General features: G+C 54.7%; 17 protein-coding genes and 1 other RNA gene. 9 read left to right on the top strand and 9 right to left on the bottom strand.

Annotated features, from left to right (window positions below):
• Positions 1 to 53: 53 nt before the first annotated feature.
• From LPQ25_RS02895 to LPQ25_RS02910, 4 genes are read right to left on the bottom strand one after another with little or no spacing between them, the layout of a single operon-like run.
• Positions 54 to 869 (bottom strand): HPr family phosphocarrier protein, encoded by an 816-nt coding sequence (locus tag LPQ25_RS02895; RefSeq protein WP_002918068.1) that lies wholly within the window; start codon positions 867 to 869, stop codon positions 54 to 56.
• 10 nt (positions 870 to 879) lie between these two features.
• Complete coding sequence (locus tag LPQ25_RS02900) at positions 880 to 2292, bottom strand: PTS fructose transporter subunit IIC (protein WP_014906879.1); 1413 nt, start codon at positions 2290 to 2292, stop codon at positions 880 to 882.
• Between the two features lie 10 nt (positions 2293 to 2302).
• Positions 2303 to 3217 carry a 1-phosphofructokinase gene (gene pfkB, locus LPQ25_RS02905; protein WP_002917970.1) on the bottom strand — a complete coding sequence of 305 codons (915 nt, stop codon included), beginning with the start codon at positions 3215 to 3217 and terminating at the stop codon, positions 2303 to 2305.
• A gap of 24 nt (positions 3218 to 3241) precedes the next feature.
• The gene (locus tag LPQ25_RS02910; RefSeq protein ID WP_002917968.1) at positions 3242 to 4096 is read right to left on the bottom strand and encodes a tagatose bisphosphate family class II aldolase; all 855 of its coding nucleotides are present in this window, start codon (positions 4094 to 4096) and stop codon (positions 3242 to 3244) included.
• 350 nt (positions 4097 to 4446) lie between these two features.
• Here LPQ25_RS02910 and LPQ25_RS02915 point away from each other — a divergent pair, with 350 nt between their 5' ends.
• Together LPQ25_RS02915 and LPQ25_RS02920 are read left to right on the top strand one after the other, a co-directional pair.
• Positions 4447 to 5250, top strand: coding sequence for a DeoR/GlpR family DNA-binding transcription regulator (locus tag LPQ25_RS02915; protein WP_004218217.1), 804 nt, complete (start codon positions 4447 to 4449; stop codon positions 5248 to 5250).
• Entirely contained in the window at positions 5250 to 6200 is a 951-nt protein-coding gene (locus LPQ25_RS02920) for a sugar kinase (RefSeq protein WP_014906880.1), read from the top strand. Before LPQ25_RS02915 ends, LPQ25_RS02920 begins: the two co-directional genes overlap by 1 nt.
• Before the next feature lie 54 nt (positions 6201 to 6254).
• On the opposite strand, the gene garD is transcribed toward LPQ25_RS02920, so the two are convergent.
• Entirely contained in the window at positions 6255 to 7826 is a 1572-nt protein-coding gene (gene garD, locus LPQ25_RS02925; protein WP_002917960.1) for a galactarate dehydratase, read from the bottom strand.
• A gap of 392 nt (positions 7827 to 8218) precedes the next feature.
• Between garD and LPQ25_RS02930 the strand changes: the two genes are divergently transcribed.
• From LPQ25_RS02930 to rnpB, 5 genes are all read left to right on the top strand, one after another.
• Positions 8219 to 9550 (top strand): MFS transporter, encoded by a 1332-nt coding sequence (locus LPQ25_RS02930; RefSeq protein WP_015875185.1) that lies wholly within the window; start codon positions 8219 to 8221, stop codon positions 9548 to 9550.
• Between the two features lie 26 nt (positions 9551 to 9576).
• Positions 9577 to 10347 carry a 2-dehydro-3-deoxyglucarate aldolase gene (gene garL, locus LPQ25_RS02935; RefSeq protein WP_002917954.1) on the top strand — a complete coding sequence of 257 codons (771 nt, stop codon included), beginning with the start codon at positions 9577 to 9579 and terminating at the stop codon, positions 10345 to 10347.
• Between the two features lie 26 nt (positions 10348 to 10373).
• Positions 10374 to 11264, top strand: coding sequence for a 2-hydroxy-3-oxopropionate reductase (gene garR / locus LPQ25_RS02940; RefSeq protein ID WP_002917952.1), 891 nt, complete (start codon positions 10374 to 10376; stop codon positions 11262 to 11264).
• A gap of 64 nt (positions 11265 to 11328) precedes the next feature.
• Positions 11329 to 12474 (top strand): glycerate 2-kinase, encoded by a 1146-nt coding sequence (gene garK, locus LPQ25_RS02945; RefSeq protein ID WP_002917950.1) that lies wholly within the window; start codon positions 11329 to 11331, stop codon positions 12472 to 12474.
• A gap of 32 nt (positions 12475 to 12506) precedes the next feature.
• An RNA gene (gene rnpB, locus LPQ25_RS02950) (RNase P RNA component class A) lies at positions 12507 to 12889 on the top strand.
• A 461-nt stretch (positions 12890 to 13350) separates the two neighbouring features.
• On the opposite strand, the gene LPQ25_RS02955 is transcribed toward rnpB, so the two are convergent.
• Positions 13351 to 13815: an OB-fold putative lipoprotein gene (locus LPQ25_RS02955; RefSeq protein WP_004150939.1), complete on the bottom strand. Its 465-nt coding sequence runs from the start codon at positions 13813 to 13815 to the stop codon at positions 13351 to 13353.
• A 305-nt stretch (positions 13816 to 14120) separates the two neighbouring features.
• On the opposite strand from LPQ25_RS02955, the gene LPQ25_RS02960 reads away from it, so the two are divergent.
• Positions 14121 to 14531 carry a Spy/CpxP family protein refolding chaperone gene (locus tag LPQ25_RS02960; RefSeq protein ID WP_015875182.1) on the top strand — a complete coding sequence of 137 codons (411 nt, stop codon included), beginning with the start codon at positions 14121 to 14123 and terminating at the stop codon, positions 14529 to 14531.
• A gap of 73 nt (positions 14532 to 14604) precedes the next feature.
• Here LPQ25_RS02960 and LPQ25_RS02965 read toward each other — a convergent pair whose 3' ends face one another.
• Together LPQ25_RS02965 and LPQ25_RS02970 are read right to left on the bottom strand one after the other, a co-directional pair.
• Positions 14605 to 14772, bottom strand: a complete 168-nt coding sequence (locus LPQ25_RS02965; protein ID WP_002917926.1) for a hypothetical protein — start codon at positions 14770 to 14772, stop codon at positions 14605 to 14607.
• Positions 14773 to 14796: 24 nt separating this feature from the next.
• The gene (locus LPQ25_RS02970; RefSeq protein ID WP_002917925.1) at positions 14797 to 15498 is read right to left on the bottom strand and encodes a pirin family protein; all 702 of its coding nucleotides are present in this window, start codon (positions 15496 to 15498) and stop codon (positions 14797 to 14799) included.
• Between the two features lie 104 nt (positions 15499 to 15602).
• Here LPQ25_RS02970 and LPQ25_RS02975 point away from each other — a divergent pair, with 104 nt between their 5' ends.
• Positions 15603 to 16499 (top strand): LysR family transcriptional regulator, encoded by an 897-nt coding sequence (locus LPQ25_RS02975; RefSeq protein WP_004144865.1) that lies wholly within the window; start codon positions 15603 to 15605, stop codon positions 16497 to 16499.
• Positions 16500 to 16540: 41 nt separating this feature from the next.
• Here the strand turns inward: LPQ25_RS02975 and LPQ25_RS02980 are convergent, their stop codons facing one another.
• Positions 16541 to 16909 carry a DUF805 domain-containing protein gene (locus tag LPQ25_RS02980; RefSeq protein ID WP_002917923.1) on the bottom strand — a complete coding sequence of 123 codons (369 nt, stop codon included), beginning with the start codon at positions 16907 to 16909 and terminating at the stop codon, positions 16541 to 16543.
• Between the last annotated feature and the right edge of the window lie 23 nt (positions 16910 to 16932).

Consider the following 16932-nt stretch of genomic DNA (forward strand, 5'->3'; position numbering starts at 1 on the left):
CGAGACAAAAACGCCCTGACCAGGAAGACAGGGCGTTTTTAATTGATTGAAAATTAACTAAATATTCGGGATAGCCAGCTGCGTTTCGTTTTGACGGCTTCCTGGGAGACCTGCTGCGGCTGGGCGGCAATTTCGCCGAGACCGGCGTTAAAAGCGTCACCAATGGCTTTTAACGCCTGCTGCGCATCGTTGCCGCTGGCCATAAAGTGCAGACGATGACCCTGTTTGGCGCCCAGCGATACGACGCGCATCAGATTCTTGGCATCAACAATGGCGGAGCGCGTATCAAGGTTTTCGACCCGGATTTGCGATCGCCACTGCTTGACGGCTTTCACCAGCACCGCGCTGGGACGGGCATGTAGCCCGTGCGGATTACGCAGGGTAAAGGTGGCCTCTTCGTCAAATTGCGGCGCGGGTTGTGGTTCTTCGCCTGCTGGCAGAGGAATGTCGCCGGCGAGAATTTCCAGCACCGCCTGGGGGGTATCAGCGCGCGTCAGCGCCTCAGGTACTCGATCATCACCCAGAGCATGGGTGAGCTGGCGCAAAATATCGAGATGCTCATTGTCCTGAGCTGCGATACCGACAATCAGATAGGCGGTTTGCTCCTCACCCCAGTCAACCCCCTGCGGACAAGCCAGCACCTTAACGCCCGTTTTAAGCACTGCGTCGCGACTGTGCGGCGTACCGTGGGGAATGGCAATGCCGTTGCCCAGATAGGTGCTGATTTGCCCCTCGCGCTCGCGCATGCCTTGTAGATAGTCTGCCCGCGTATGTCCGGCATGGGTCAGGGCTGCAACGACACGCTGTAGCGCCTCGTCTTTCGTTTTGACCTGACGATCGAAACAAATATCGGCAGAAGTCAGTTGCATAGCTTGCTCCTTATTTCATGGCGCCAGCAAGAGCTGTCGCTTTGTCAGTGCGTTTTTGCCACAGCCGCCAGCATCCCAGCATAAGTGCCCCGCAGGCGGAACCGGCGAGAATGCACAGCACCCACATCAACGGTTTACTGACCAGCGGCAGGATTAAGAAGCCGCCGTGCGGTGCCGGAACCTGAATATGCAGGCTGTAGCTGAGTACCGCAGAAATTGAGGAGGCGATCATCATCATCGGGATCACCCGCAGCGGATCCTTGGCGGCAAAGGGAATTGCACCTTCGGTAATGTGCGTGCAGCCGAGGATATAGTTGACCATCCCGGCGGCGCGTTCCTCCTCGCTAAAGCCTTTCGGAAAGAACGTGGTCGCCAGAGCGATGACCAGCGGCGGCGTGATGCAGGCGGCAGATACACCGGCCATAAAGAAGTAGTTACCTTGACCCAGCAGCAACGTACCGGTGACATAGGCCGCTTTGTTGACCGGCCCGCCGAAGTCGAAGGAGCACATTGCGCCTACCACGATCCCCAGCAGGATTGGGTTGGCTTCTTGTAAAGAGCTGAGCCAGTTCATCATGCCATTGTTGATCGCTGCCACCGGCTGGCCGAGCAGGACCATCATCACGCCGATCACCAGGACGCCTATCAGCGGCATAATAAAGATCGACTTCAGCCCTTCGTACTGGCGCGGCAGACCGTCGAGCAGATGACGGATCAGCAGCATAAAATACCCGGCGGCAAAACCGGCGATGATCCCTCCGAGGAATCCGGCGCCGGTGGCGTTCGCCAGCAGACCGCCGACAAAACCGGCAACCATGCCAGGGCGGCCAGATATCGACCAGGCAATATAGGCGGTAAACACCGGCACCATGATGGAGAACGCCTGCTGACCGACTTTCATCAGCGTGGCGGCAATCACGTTATACTGCGGTGAATTCGGGTCGGCGGAGTAGATACCCCATAAGAAAGAAACAGCGATTAAGATCCCGCCGGCGACAACGAAGGGTAGCATGTTGGAAACGCCGCTCATCAGATGTTTGTAAATCTGTCGGCCGAACGATTCTCGCTCATATTTCTCGTCTGGATCCGTTGCCGCGGAGAATCCCTGACGACGCGGCGCCTGACCGTTAACGACTTTATTAATTAATTCCGCCGGATGGTGAATGGCTTCTTTAACCGGCACCTCAATAACCGGTAAACCATTAAAACGTTCGGCATTAACATCTTTATCGGCAGCGATAATGACGCCATAAATATCCTTCAGGTCTTCCGGCGTAATGGCGTTTTCTATGCCGGAAGCGCCATTGGTTTCGACTTTTATTTCAACGTTTAATTTTTTCGCTGCGGTTTTTAAGGCCTCTTCAGCCATAAATGTATGAGCAATACCTGTAGGGCAGCCGGTCACGGCAATAATTTTTTTCATAATCGGACCTTTATAATTGGACGATCTGAAGTTGTTGTAATAATTCTTGCGTACGGTTTAATTTACCCAGCCCGGCGGAGGCGGCCACATCAGCGCCGGTGGCGCTGGCCAGCGCCAGGGCCTGGGGAATATCGTCTGTGTTAAGCCAATGGCTGAGGAATGCACCCAGCGCGGCATCGCCGGCGCAGGCCGAGCTGACCAGTTCGATTTTCGGTGCCGAGCAGAACCACAGTTGCGCGCCGTTCGAAAAATAGAGCCCTTGCGCGCCAAGGGTCAGCAGAACATTGCGAGCCCCGAGCTGGTGGAGCGTTTGCATTGCTTCGCGTACCCGCCGGGGGCTGCTGACATCCAGACCAAAGATCTCTTTCAGCTCGTCGTCATTGGGTTTAATCAATAGTGGACGCCACTCTAACAGCTGGCGCAGCACCGGGTGGCTGATATCTAAGATGACTTCACACCCTTTCTGCTGGCACAGCACCAGAATCTCGCTATAGAACCGGCTCTCTATTCCCGGTGGCAGACTGCCGCTGATAACTAAATAATCACCGGGCGCGACGCACTGTAAATGGTGAAGAATTTGTTCTTTTCCTTCATCGTCAATCCGCGCGCCGGGATTTACCAGTTTGTATTCATCACTGCCGTCGTTAATAAATATATTTATACGGGTCGGTTCAGCGACCCATGCCGGTGTGACATTAATATGCTGTTTGCGTAGTTCCTCAACGATATAGCGGCCGGTAAAACCGCCGAATATGCCCATGACATGGGTTGGCTGCTGGTAATGATGTAATACCAGCGAGACGTTAACCCCTTTACCATTCGGGCAATATTCCGTTTGCCGGGTGCGGTTGACTGCCGCCGGCTGGAGCGGATCGCAAAAGATATTCATATCGATCGCGGTATTCAGTGTCAGGGTGTGGATCACAGCAAGGCTCCTTCGATCCGCTGATTACAGTTGTCCTTCGCAGCCACAAACGTGAATGACTTTGCGAACGACCTCTTTCATTGCCGCTTTCGCCGGTTTCATATAGTGACGAGGATCGTTGGCGCCCGGATTTTCCAGGAAGTAGGCTTTCAGCGCATCCGAGAAAGCGATTTTTAGTTCGGTGGCGACGTTGACTTTGCATACGCCCAGAGAAATGGCGCGACGAATATCACTATCCGGCAGGCCGGAAGCGCCATGCAGAACCAGCGGAACGTCAACGCAGTCGCGAATAGCCGCCAGGCGCTCAAAATCAAGCTTCGGTTCGGCGGTGTAAAGGCCGTGCGCGGTACCGATGGCGACGGCCAGCGAATCAATACCGGTACGAGCGACAAATTCGCGGGCCTGTTCGGGGTTGGTATAGAGCGCATCTTTAGCATCGACCACCAGATCGTCTTCAACTCCGCCCAGACGGCCCAGCTCGGCTTCAACGCTGGCATCATAGCGGTGGCTCAACTCCACCACGCTTTTTACCAGTGCCACATTCTCCTCGAACGGTGAGTGAGAGCCATCGATCATGACCGAGCGGATCCCTGCCTGCACTTTGCGCGTGATATCAGCCAGATCCTCGTGATGATCGAGGTGCAGGGCGAGCGGGAGATCCCACTTTTTTGCCAGATCGCGGGCGATCGCCACCACGTTGCCGGTGCCGGCATAGCTGTAGGTACCGGGGGTGCCGGCAAGGATCAAGGGGGAGCGCAACTCAGCCGCCGTTTCAACAACGACCTGCATGGTTTCTAGGTTATGGATATTGAAAGCCGGCACGGCATAACTCTGTCGCTGAGCTTTTAATAGCATGTTTTTACTGGAAATGATGTACATTTTAGTCCTCTGTTTTCATCTTGTAAGTTATTTTTGGTTAATAACCTTCAGTTTGAAAGTAATGTAACGATCGTCTCGCCTTTTAGGTGTGATCCACCGCACACAATGATGAATTGATTTTTAAAATGAAAGTTAATAGTATTTCTAATGTTTCTTTTTTAAAGTTTAAGTTGGTAAGGTGCCAATTTGTAACTACATGATTAATATCGATTTACTGATTGATGGCGGGATAGGGCTACAGCCGTGGTTTGACATTACAAGAGGGAAATTTAAAAATGAAAGTTATTCCAGGAGAAAATAATAAGGCATAAACCGTGGCAAAACCGTCAACCAGCTTGCTGAAAAGGCGCTTGGACATCGCAGAGATCGTTCGTAAGAACGGCGAGATCAAAGTCGACGATCTGGCAGAAATGCTGGCTGTTTCCGGGGTGACAATCCGTAACGATCTCAACTACCTCGAGCAGCAGGGTTACTTGAAACGCTCTTTTGGCGGGGCGATTTATACCGCCCAGGCTGGCGCGCCGGTTGCGATGACCCGAGAAGCGCCTGCCGTCAGAGATAAAGCGCTGGAGACGGAAATGGCTCGCCAGGTGGCGGCGCAGATAGAAAATGGCGAAACGCTGTTTCTAGGCCAGGGTTCCATTTTGCGTAAAGTGATCCCCTTTCTGGCCAACAGAGAAGAGCTTTGCCTGCTATTAAATGATCTGGGCCACGTCGCGCTGGCGCAGGAGTTTTTAAATGGGGAAACCGTTCTGCTTGGCGGGGTGTTGTCCGGTCAGGGGCGGATTGTGGAGGGCGAACTGGCGCTGAAGGCGTTGGGTCATTACCGCCCTTCACGTGCGCTGATAGCGGTGGACCACATTGCTGAAGACGGCACGCTAAGCGTGCGTAACGAGGTTACGGCACATTTGTTAAGCGAAGCGGTGGCCCAGAGTAAACGAGTCATTGCGATTGTCGCTTCCCGGCCGGTCTATGGCGAGAAACGTTATGCTGTGGGTGAATTACAGCAGATCAGCAGCGTCGTGACCCCTCAGGTCGTCGCGGCAGAGTACCATGCCTGCTTCCTCGCCGCGGGTTTGACCAACAGCTATACCAACAATGAATGCCTGACATGGCTCAACACGGCTTTGCATAAGACAAACCAGGAGCGGTGATGAACGTAACCATTTGCACCATCGGCGAGCTGCTGGTGGAGTTTCTCGCCAAGGAAGAGAATCAGGGGTTTTCCCGTCCAGGTGAATTTTGGGGGCCCTATCCCAGCGGGGCGCCGGCAATATTTGCCGATCAGGTGGCAAAGCTGGGTTTCGGCTCCGTGTTGTTTAGCTGTGTGGGCAACGACGCATTTGGCGAGATGAATATTGCGCGGCTGGAGAAAGACGGCGTCAACGTCAACGGCATCGCTATGCTGCAGAAAGCGACTACCGGTAGCGCCTTCGTCAGCTATCGTAGCCAGGCGCAGCGCGATTTTATTTTTAATATGCCTAACAGCGCCTGCGGTCTGCTGACTGCCGACCACATTGACGAAGCGTTGCTAAATCAGTGTCAGCATTTTCATATTATGGGGTCATCGCTATTCTCGTTCCGTATTATCGATGCGATGCGTAAAGCGATTAAAAACATTAAAGGCCGCAGCGGCACAGTATCGTTCGACCCAAATATTCGCAAAGAGATGCTGAACATCCCGGAGATGTCGCAGGCCTTTGAATATATCCTCGACTACACCGATATCTTCCTGCCGAGCGATGGCGAGCTGGATTACTTTGGTCTCAATCCGGAACGCAATGAGCAGGTCCTGGTTGATAAGCTACTGAAACGCGGCGTGAAGCATGTGGTGATTAAACGCGGGCCGCGTGGCGCAAGCTACTTTAGCGCCAACGAGACGCACCATGTCGCCGGCTTCAGCGTGCCGGTGGTGGATCCGACTGGTGCCGGGGATTGCTTTGGCGCCACTTTTGTTAGTCTGTTCCTCAATGGCGCCACGCCCCGGGAGGCGCTGAGATGGGCAAACGCCAGCGGCTCGCTGGCGATTAGCCAACGCGGCCCCATGGAAGGCACCTCGACGCAGGCGGAGATCAGCGCTTTTCTTGCCGCCCAGCATCCCTAACCAACAAGCCCGGATAGATCCGGGCTAAAAGTGGTTAAATCCTTACGCTCTCGATCAGGTTACCGGCGCCGGGTTAAATACCGCCAGCTGGTTGTGCAGGCCCCATTGATCGGAGAAGGTTTTTTTGCGTCCGCTGGCGACGTCGAGAATAAATTCGAACAGCTTCCGCCCGACATCCTCAATCGTCTCTTCGCCAGTGGCGATGGTCCCGGCGTTAATGTCCATTAAGTCATACCAGCGGTTGGCCAGCTCGGTACGGGTCGCCATTTTTATCACCGGTACCGCCATCAGTCCGTACGGCGTACCGCGACCGGTGGTGAATACCTGCACCGTGATGCCAGAGGCTACCTGCTGGGTGCCGCAGACAAAATCGCTGGCGGGGGTTGCGGCGTAAATGAGGCCGCGTTTGGTCGGACGCTGCCCCGGAGAGAGCACCTCAACGATGGCGCTTTTCCCTGATTTGGCAATCGACCCCAGCGCTTTTTCCACCACGTTGGCCAGACCGCCTTTCTTGTTGCCGGGGGAGGGGTTGGCGCTGCGGTCGGTTTTGCCCATATCAAGATAGTTATCGTACCAGGCCATCTCTTCCAGCAGACGTTTACCGACCTCTTCGTTAATCGCCCGCGGGGTCAACAGATGAATGGCGTCGCGTACTTCGGTCACTTCCGAGAACATCACCGTCGCGCCGCAGCGCACCAGCAGGTCGGACGCGTAACCTACCGCCGGGTTGGCGGTCACGCCTGAAAAGGCGTCGCTGCCGCCGCACTGCATCCCGACCACCAGCTCAGAGGCCGGGCAGGTTTCCCGCTGGCGCTGGTTCAGTTTCGCCAGGTGGCGCTCGGCGACCTGCAGAATGTCATCGACCATCGATTTAAAACCAACATGCTTTTCATCCTGCAGGCTGACGATGCTGGCGCTGTCCACCGGGATACTTTTGACGTCTTCCGTGCCCTGCAGCAGGCGTTCCGGCTGCAGCTTCTCACAGCCGAGGCCAATGACCATCACCTCGCCGCCGAAGTTTGGGTTGAGGGCGATATTATGAATGGTGCGAATCGGCACTACCGCCGCCGGCGCATTAATCGCCACGCCGCAGCCGTAGAGATGATTCAGACCCACCACGCCATCGACGTTGGGATAGTTTGGCAGCAGGTCGCGTTCAATGATTTTCACCACGTAATCGACCACGCCAGCGACGCAGTGCACGCTGGTAGTAATACCCAGCAGATTCTTGGTACCCACGCTGCCGTCAGCATTGCGGTAGCCTTCGAAGGTGTAACCTTCCAGCGGCGGTAGCGGTTCAGGCACTTTAGTGGCCAGCGGCAGGGTATTCAGCGGCGGGGCGGTGGGCAGCTCCACCAGCGACTCGTCAATCCAGCTTCCCTGCGGGATATCGCGTACGGCATAGCCAATGACTTCGCCGTAGCGGATGATTTCACCATGGGCGGGGATATCCACCAGGGCAACTTTGTGACCCTGCGGGATATGCTCGACGAGCGTCAGGCCGTCCGGGAAACGCGTTCCGGCGGTTAAGCCGCGATCGTTGACAATAATCGCCACATTATCTGTCGGGTCAACTTTAATATAAAACGCGGTCGGCGATTGTTGTCGAATTGCAATGTCAGCCATTGTCCAGTCATCTCCAAACAGGTGCTAATAATAAAATAAAACGCTAATTCATTTGCTACGTATCAGTATGATGGAATAAAGGATGTCAGCTGAGTTGATTTAAAAATGTGATCGTCATCACTCCTTTTTATGACGCTAACCTCTGCAGGGCAGGCAATCGTAAGAAGTGTGGATTAGCGCCCATGACTTATGGCATAAGCACAATTATGGCTTTAAATAATAACTTTATATTGTGGGTATGCATAGTGTCTGGCGGGGGCGTGCTGATTATACTGAGTCATGTTTTTGAGGTGATCGATATGCGAATAGACAGTTTCAATATCGTCTTTTAAATAAATCAGAAACCACTTAAAACAATTATAAAAGGTGTTCTGTGCCCGAGGAATGTCTAAATGATTTTGGATTCTACATTAGATGAAAAAAAAGGAATACCGACCCGCTATTTAATTCTGTTGATGATATTTGTGGTGACGGCAGTGAACTATGGCGACCGCGCGACCTTGTCTATCGCCGGTACTGAAGTCGCGAAAGAGCTGGGGCTCAGCGCGGTGTCGATGGGATACATTTTTTCCGCCTTCGGCTGGGCTTATCTGCTGATGCAGATCCCTGGCGGCTGGCTGCTGGATAAATTTGGCTCGAAAAAGGTTTATTCATACAGTCTGTTTTTCTGGTCACTGTTTACCTTCCTGCAAGGCTTTATTGATGTGTTCCCGCTCGCCTGGGCCGGGGTCTCCATGTTCTTTATGCGTTTTATGCTGGGCTTTTCCGAAGCGCCCTCGTTTCCCGCCAACGCCCGCATTGTGGCGGCCTGGTTTCCGGCCAAAGAGCGGGGTACGGCTTCAGCTATCTTTAATGCCGCTCAGTACTTCTCGCTGGCTCTGTTCTCGCCGCTGCTCGGCTGGCTGACCTTCGCGCTGGGCTGGGAACATGTCTTTACCGTGATGGGGATAATAGGGTTTGTGCTCACCATCATCTGGGTGAAGTTTGTGCATAACCCCACCGATCATCCGCGAATGTCGGCCGTGGAGCTGAAATATATCTCAGAAGGCGGCGCAGTGGTCGATATGGACCATAAAAAAGAGGCCACCCCGGCGGCCGGGCCGAAGATGGACTATATCCGCCAGCTGCTGACTAACCGAATGATGTTAGGCGTATTTTTCGGTCAGTATTTCCTGAATACCATTACATGGTTCTTCCTGACGTGGTTTCCGATCTACCTCGTGCAGGACAAGGGAATGTCGATTCTGAAAGTGGGGTTTGTGGCTTCGATTCCGGCGCTGTTTGGCTTTGCTGGCGGCGTACTGGGCGGGCTGTTTTCGGATTATCTGATTGGCCGCGGCTGCACGCTGACTTTTGCGCGTAAGCTGCCCATTGTGCTGGGAATGCTGCTGGCGTCGTCCATCATCCTGTGTAACTACACGGCCAGCACGCCGCTGGTCATTACGCTGATGGCGCTGGCGTTCTTTGGCAAAGGCTTTGGCGCGCTGGGCTGGCCGGTTATCTCGGATGTCGCGCCGAAGGAGATTGTTGGCCTGTGCGGCGGGGTATTCAACGTCTTTGGCAATGTGGCCTCGATCGCCACGCCGCTGGTTATTGGCTATATCGTGAGCGAACTGCACTCATTTAATGGCGCACTGATTTTTGTTGGCGGCTCCGCGCTGATGATGATGGTCTGCTACCTGTTTGTGGTTGGCGATATCAAACGTATGGAATTGCAGAAGTAAGCAACGATTAACGCAAGGTAAAAATCATGGATAACGCAATTTTTCCGAACAAATTTAAGGCCGCGCTGGCGGCGCATCAGGTGCAGATTGGCTGCTGGTGCGCTTTGGCTAACCCGATTAGCACCGAGGTGCTGGGTCTGGCGGGGTTCGACTGGCTGGTGCTGGACGCGGAACACGCGCCAAACGACGTCACCACGCTCATTCCGCAGCTGATGGCCCTGAAAGGTAGCTCCAGCGCGCAGGTAGTCCGTGTGCCGACCAATGAACCCATCATCATCAAGCGCATGCTGGACATCGGCTTCTATAACTTCCTGGTGCCGTTTGTCGAGACGGCTGAACAGGCGGCGCAGGCGGTGGCTTCGACCCGTTATCCGCCGGAAGGGATCCGCGGGGTCTCCGTTTCCCACCGCGGCAATATGTTTGGCACCGTGCCGGACTACTTCGCCCAGTCCAACAAGAACATTTCCATTCTGGTGCAGATTGAGAGCCAGACCGGAGTGGACAACGTCGAGGCGATTGCCGCGACCGAGGGCGTGGACGGTGTGTTTGTCGGCCCGAGCGACCTGGCCGCCGCCTTAGGTCATCTGGGCAATGCCGCCCATCCTGAGGTGCAGCGCGCTATCCAACATATCTTCGCCAGCGCGAAGAAGCACGGTAAGCCAAGCGGCATTCTGGCGCCAGTGGAAGCCGATGCGCGCCGCTATCTGGAATGGGGCGCGACCTTCGTCGCCGTTGGCAGCGATCTGGGCGTCTTCCGTTCTGCTACCCAGAAACTTGCCGACGCGTTTAAAAAATAATCACCAGGATGAAGAGAGAGAACATTATGACAATCAAAGTAGGTTTTATCGGTCTTGGCATTATGGGCAAACCGATGAGCAAAAATTTGCTGAAAGCGGGTTACTCGCTGGTGGTGTCTGACCGTAACCCGGAAGCGATTGCCGACGTGATCGCCGCTGGCGCTGAGACCGCGACGACGCCGAAAGCGATTGCCGAACAGTGCGAGGTGATCATCACCATGCTGCCGAACTCTCCGCATGTTAAAGAGGTGGCGCTGGGTGAAAACGGCATTATTGAAGGGGCGAAACCGGGCACCGTGGTGATCGATATGAGCTCCATTGCGCCGCTGGCGAGTCGGGAAATCAGCGAAGCGCTGAAAGCCAAAGGTATTGATATGCTGGATGCGCCGGTGAGCGGCGGCGAACCGAAAGCCATCGACGGCACGCTGTCGGTCATGGTCGGCGGCGATAAAGCGATCTTCGATAAATACTACGATCTGATGAAAGCGATGGCCGGCTCCGTAGTGCATACCGGCGATATTGGCGCGGGCAACGTCACCAAACTGGCTAACCAGGTGATTGTCGCGCTGAACATCGCGGCGATGTCTGAAGCGCTGACCCTGGCGACTAAAGCCGGCGTCAATCCGGATCTGGTTTATCAGGCTATTCGCGGCGGTCTGGCGGGCAGTACCGTGCTGGATGCGAAAGCCCCGATGGTGATGGACCGTAACTTCAAACCGGGTTTCCGTATCGACCTGCATATTAAAGATCTGGCCAATGCGTTGGATACCTCACACGGCGTGGGCGCCCAACTGCCGCTGACGGCGGCGGTGATGGAGATGATGCAGGCGCTGCGCGCGGACGGTCTCGGCACTGCAGACCATAGCGCGCTGGCGTGCTATTACGAAAAACTGGCGAAAGTGGAAGTCACTCGCTAACAAGAAGGGCGCCCTGCGCGCCCTGTTATGCTTGCCTTGCGCGGCACTGTCAGGCTACAAAATTATGAAAATCGTCATTGCCCCAGACTCTTACAAAGAAAGCCTGTCTGCCAGCGAGGTAGCTCAGGCGATAGAAAAAGGATTTCGGGAAATTTTCCCTGATGCACAGTATGTTTCCCTGCCCGTCGCCGACGGCGGCGAGGGGACGGTGGAAGCCATGATTGCCGCCACGCAGGGAAAGGAACATTTCGCATGGGTAACGGGTCCGCTGGGTGAGAGAGTGAAGGCCTGCTGGGGCATGTCCGGCGACGGCGTCACCGCGTTTATTGAGATGGCGGCAGCCAGCGGTCTGGGGCTCGTTCCGCCCGACAAACGTAACCCGCTCATCACCACTTCACGGGGTACCGGGGAGCTAATATTACAGGCGCTGGAGCATGGTGCGGAACGGATCATTATCGGCATCGGCGGTAGTGCGACCAACGACGGTGGGGCGGGTATGATGCAGGCGCTAGGCGCCCGCCTCTGTGACGCCGAGGGACAAGAGATCGGCCATGGCGGGGGCAACCTCGGCAGTCTGAGCCGGATCGATCTTTCCGCCATCGATCCGCGCTTACGTGACAGGATGATTCACGTGGCCTGCGATGTTACCAACCCGCTGGTGGGCGAGCGTGGGGCGTCGCGGATCTTTGGCCCACAGAAAGGGGCGACCGAGGCGATGATCGTCGAGCTGGATCGTAATCTGGCGCATTATGCCGACGTCATTAAGGCGTCGCTGCAGGTGGACGTGAAGTCGATCCCCGGCGCGGGAGCGGCCGGCGGCATGGGCGCGGCGCTGATGGCCTTTCTCAATGCGGAGCTGCGCAGCGGGATTGAGATCGTTACCGAGGCACTGAAGCTGGAAGAACAGATCCATGACTGCTCACTGGTGGTCACCGGGGAAGGGCGGCTCGATAGCCAGTCTGTTCACGGTAAGGTGCCGGTGGGGGTGGCCCGGGTGGCGAAGAAATACCGTAAGCCGGTGATCGGTATTGCTGGCAGCCTGACTCACGATGTCGGCGTGGTTCACCAGCACGGTATCGATGCCGTATTCAGCGTGTTAACTTCCGTTTCGACGCTGGAAGAGGCATTTCGCGGGGCGTTTGATAATATTTACCGCGCGTCGCGTAATATTGCTGCCACCCTGCAGGTTGGGATGACCACTGAGGGATGACAACGGGCGGTAAACCCTCTATACTGCGCGCCGAAGCTGACCAGACAGTCGCCGCTTCGTCGTCGTCCTCCTTCGGGGGGAGACGGGCGGAGGGGAGGAAAGTCCGGGCTCCATAGGGCAAGGTGCCAGGTAACGCCTGGGGGGTGTCACAGCCCACGACCAGTGCAACAGAGAGCAAACCGCCGATGGCCCGCGCAAGCGGGATCAGGTAAGGGTGAAAGGGTGCGGTAAGAGCGCACCGCGCGGCTGGTAACAGTCCGCGGCACGGTAAACTCCACCCGGAGCAAGGCCAAATAGGGGTTCATAAGGTACGGCCCGTACTGAACCCGGGTAGGCTGCTTGAGCCAGTGAGCGATTGCTGGCCTAGATGAATGACTGTCCACGACAGAACCCGGCTTATCGGTCAGTTTCACCTTTTACGCAAAAACCCCGCTCCGGCGGGGTTTTTGCTATTCGAATAGCGGAGAAAGGATGAATGACTGTCCACGACGCTATACCAAAAGAACGCGGCTTATCGGTCAGTTTCACCTTTTTTATGTCAAAACCCCGCTCCGGCGGGGTTTTTGCTATCTGAACCCGTGACGCGGATGAATAACTGTCCACGACGCTATACCAAAAGAACGCGGCTTATCGGTCAGTTTCACCTTTTTATGTCAAAACCCCGCTTCGGCGGGGTTTTTGCTATTCGAATAGCGGAGAAAGGATGAATGACTGTCCACGACGCTATACCAAAAGAACGCGGCTTATCGGTCAGTTTCACCTTTTTATGTCAAAACCCCGCTCCGGCGGGGTCTTTGCTATTCGAATAGCGGGGACAGGATGAATGACTATCCACGACGCTATACCAAAAGAAGGCGGCTTATCGGTCAGCTACCGTTATTTAACCACCTTAGGATTCTGTAGCGTCGGGATCGTGGAATCTTGCACCTGATGAACCTGGCCGACGATCGTAGCGACGCTGCCGTTGCTTAAAGCCTCTACGTCTGCGCTGTTATGCGAGCCAAAATTAAAGGTAAGACGTTTATCCGTTTTATTCTGTTCATCTCGCATGGTCACGATAAAATAGTAGCTGCCGGCGATACCGCTCTTCCGACGAATGTCGACAATCACCCCGCGTACCTTGACCCATTTACCCAGATAATCGCTGCTGGCCTTCGCCGGGTTGAGAGTAAACGGCTGCAGGAACTGAGCCACTGAATACGTCTGCATCGAAGCGACGGCGTCATCTCCGGGTTGAAATAATTTGTCTCCCGCGGAATAAAAGGCTTTAGAAGCCAGGCCGCAGCCGCTTAACAGCGAGATGACAAAAACCAGCGGTAATACGCGAAAACGTAATAACATCTCAATCTCCTTATCTATTTTTAAATGATATCCTTGATGCGCTGGATAACGTAATATGCGCTAATTAAATTAAAGGAAAAGTCACCGCTGTCAAATATTTTGCCTGCTGTTGAAATTAAAATAAAACCTGGTGATGTTAGGGCGTAAAATATATAAGTTAACACAGTATTCATATTTTATATGTTTTAGTGAAGTATATTAGTGCTGTGGATATATAATGTTTGGCTATCATTTTTTACATTTATTCACTGCGCCCTGTAAAATAATAATCCGCTATTTCTGCCACCTTTACTTCAGGAAAAAAAATGAAATTGATAACCCGTATTGCCTTTGCCACGCTGTTGACCACCGGTTTCTCTATCACGGCTCAGGCCGCAGACGTTAAGGCGGCGCCAGCACCGGCGCAGGATCCTATTGTTCAGCACTTAAAACTTACCAACGATCAGGTCGCGAAAATTAAAAGCCTGCATCAGCAGTTGGTGAGTAATGTCCAGCAGATTTCCCAACAGGAAATTAAAGACGGGGCTCTGATAAACGTGATTGATTCCGGTAAATGGGATGAAAAAGCGGTCAACGATCAGCTGGCGGCCTTCAGCAAGATTGATCAGCAGGTGCGTTATTACCGCGTGAAGTACTATTTTGAGGTGAATAAGGTACTGACGCCGGAGCAGCGCACGCAGGTGAAAAAAGATCTTGCCGACGCGCTGAGTGAATAATGCCATCGGCCCCTCGCGGGGCCGATATCTTCTTCAGGCCATTAATGAAAATCAACCCAGCCATTTTGCCGTTTCAGGCGAGACTTTCTTCATCCCGCAGGCGGATCTCCGCTTCGGCAACAATGGCTTCCAGTTCGCTAAGCATCTCATCATAACCAAAACTGGCGGCCCCGGCGACTTGCGGTTGCACCGGGGCTAACGGCGTTGGTGACGCCTTTTTTCTGTTTTTCTTCTTACTCACTGACAGACTCCATCACTTCCGTTGTTACACCGGTAAATCTATCAGCAAAGCGCGCAGCGGCGTATCGGCGACGAGGGTAATGTTAGCTTCGTCACGAATAAATGCGCCGTCACCGCAGGTGAGAGCCTGCTTTTGCTGTTCCTGTGCGACGGCATGGACGGAGCCGTGAATCGACTGCAGGTAGGCGCGTGGACCATGTAATTGCACGTTGATCTGCTCACCTTTCTCCAGCGCGATATGGTAGACCCAGGCCTGTTGGCGAAGCTGGAGGCTGTTATCCCCGCCCTCCGGAGAGGCCAGCAGCTGCAGCGTCGCGTCTGCGACATTGATTTTCTGCTGCAGCGGGTTTTCCCGCTGCGGGCAGGCATCAAGCCAAAGTTGCATTCGCGTTAACGACTGCTCTTTACTCAGATTATGCTCGCTATAGCTCACGCCAGGCTGGGTGGCGATCAGCAGCGCTTCACCGGCTTTGGCCTGCACGTGGTTGCCGTCGCTGTCGCGATACTCCGCTTCGCCTTCCAGAATCAGGTTCAGGATATCGACTTTTGGGTACGTTCTGGCCTGGAAGGAAGCGCCGGGCGCCAGCACTTCCTGGTTGAGGACGCGCAAGGATGCGAAGCCCAGTAATTTCGGGTCGAAGTAGTGGCCAAAGGAGAAGGTGTAGCGGGCCTGCAGCCAGCCGAAGTCTGCTTGTCCGCATTGTTTGGCTGTTCGGGTAGTAATCATGTTCTTGACCTCTCTTTACACTAAATCAATGGTAAAGGTATGGACGCTGTATTGTTAGCCAGATATTCTGCCCGGTATGTTCAAATTTCCTGAATGAGAAAGCGATGGCCAAAGAGAGAGCATTAACGCTGGAAGCGTTACGCGTGATGGATGCGATCGACCGGCGCGGAAGCTTCGCTGCCGCAGCTGATGAGCTGGGACGCGTGCCTTCCGCCCTGAGCTACACCATGCAAAAACTGGAGGAGGAACTGGACGTGGTGCTGTTTGACCGCTCAGGTCATCGCACGAAGTTCACTAACGTTGGAAGAATGCTGCTGGAGCGCGGGCGCGTGCTGCTTGAAGCGGCGGATAAACTCACCACCGATGCTGAAGCCCTGTCGCGTGGTTGGGAAACCCACCTGACGATCGTTACCGAAGCGCTGGTGCCCACTCCGGATCTGTTTCCGCTGATTGAGAAACTGGCGACTAAATCAAACACCCAGCTGTCGATTATCACTGAGGTGCTGGCCGGCGCCTGGGAGCGGCTGGAGCAGGGGCGGGCGGATATCGTTGTCGCACCGGATATGCATTTTCGTTCCTCTTCGGAGATTAACTCGCGCAAACTCTATTCGGTGCTCAGCGTGTACGTCGCGGCGCCGGATCACCCGATCCATCAGGAGCCGGAGCCGCTCTCTGAGGTTACCCGCGTGAAATACCGCGGCGTCGCGGTGGCGGATACCGCGCGCGAGCGGCCCGTTCTCACCGTTCAACTGCTGGATAAACAGCCGCGTTTAACGGTGAGTACGATAGAAGATAAACGTCAGGCGCTACTGGCCGGACTGGGCGTGGCGACTATGCCCTATCCGCTGGTGGAGAAGGATATTGCCGAAGGTCGCCTGCGGGTCGTCAGCCCGGAATACACCAATGAAATTGACATTATCATGGCCTGGCGACGGGACAGTATGGGCGAAGCGAAGTCCTGGTGTCTGCGTGAGATCCCCAAGCTGTTTGCCGGCAGATAGTGATGAAGACGCTCCTCCCGCTAGCGGGAGGAGCAGGAAGATTAGTAGGAAAAGGGTTTCGGATCGGGCCCGAAGCGATTATTGCCTTCGGTGCCGCGCTGGCAGTTAAAGATCAGGATCACCAGCCAGCCGATGACCGGGATCAACAGCAGCAATAGCCACCAGGCCGAACGATCGGTGTCATGCAGACGGCGAAATTGCACCGCCCACCACGGTAAAAAGACCAGTACGCCATAGATAGTGGTCAGAATGCCTTCGCCGCCAGCCCGCTGCCAGCCCAGCATTTTATCGATGATGCTCAATACGCCGGTCAGGATGAGGTTGACCAGAATAAACATCCAGTACTCTTTGCGCCGCGCACGGCCGCCAAATCCTATATAGTTTTTTAATACCTTGAGATACCAGTCCATTTCTACGCCTCAATTAACCGTCA

This window comes from Klebsiella sp. KPN54798 (assembly GCF_021184225.1).
Lineage (GTDB): Bacteria > Pseudomonadota > Gammaproteobacteria > Enterobacterales > Enterobacteriaceae > Klebsiella > Klebsiella pneumoniae.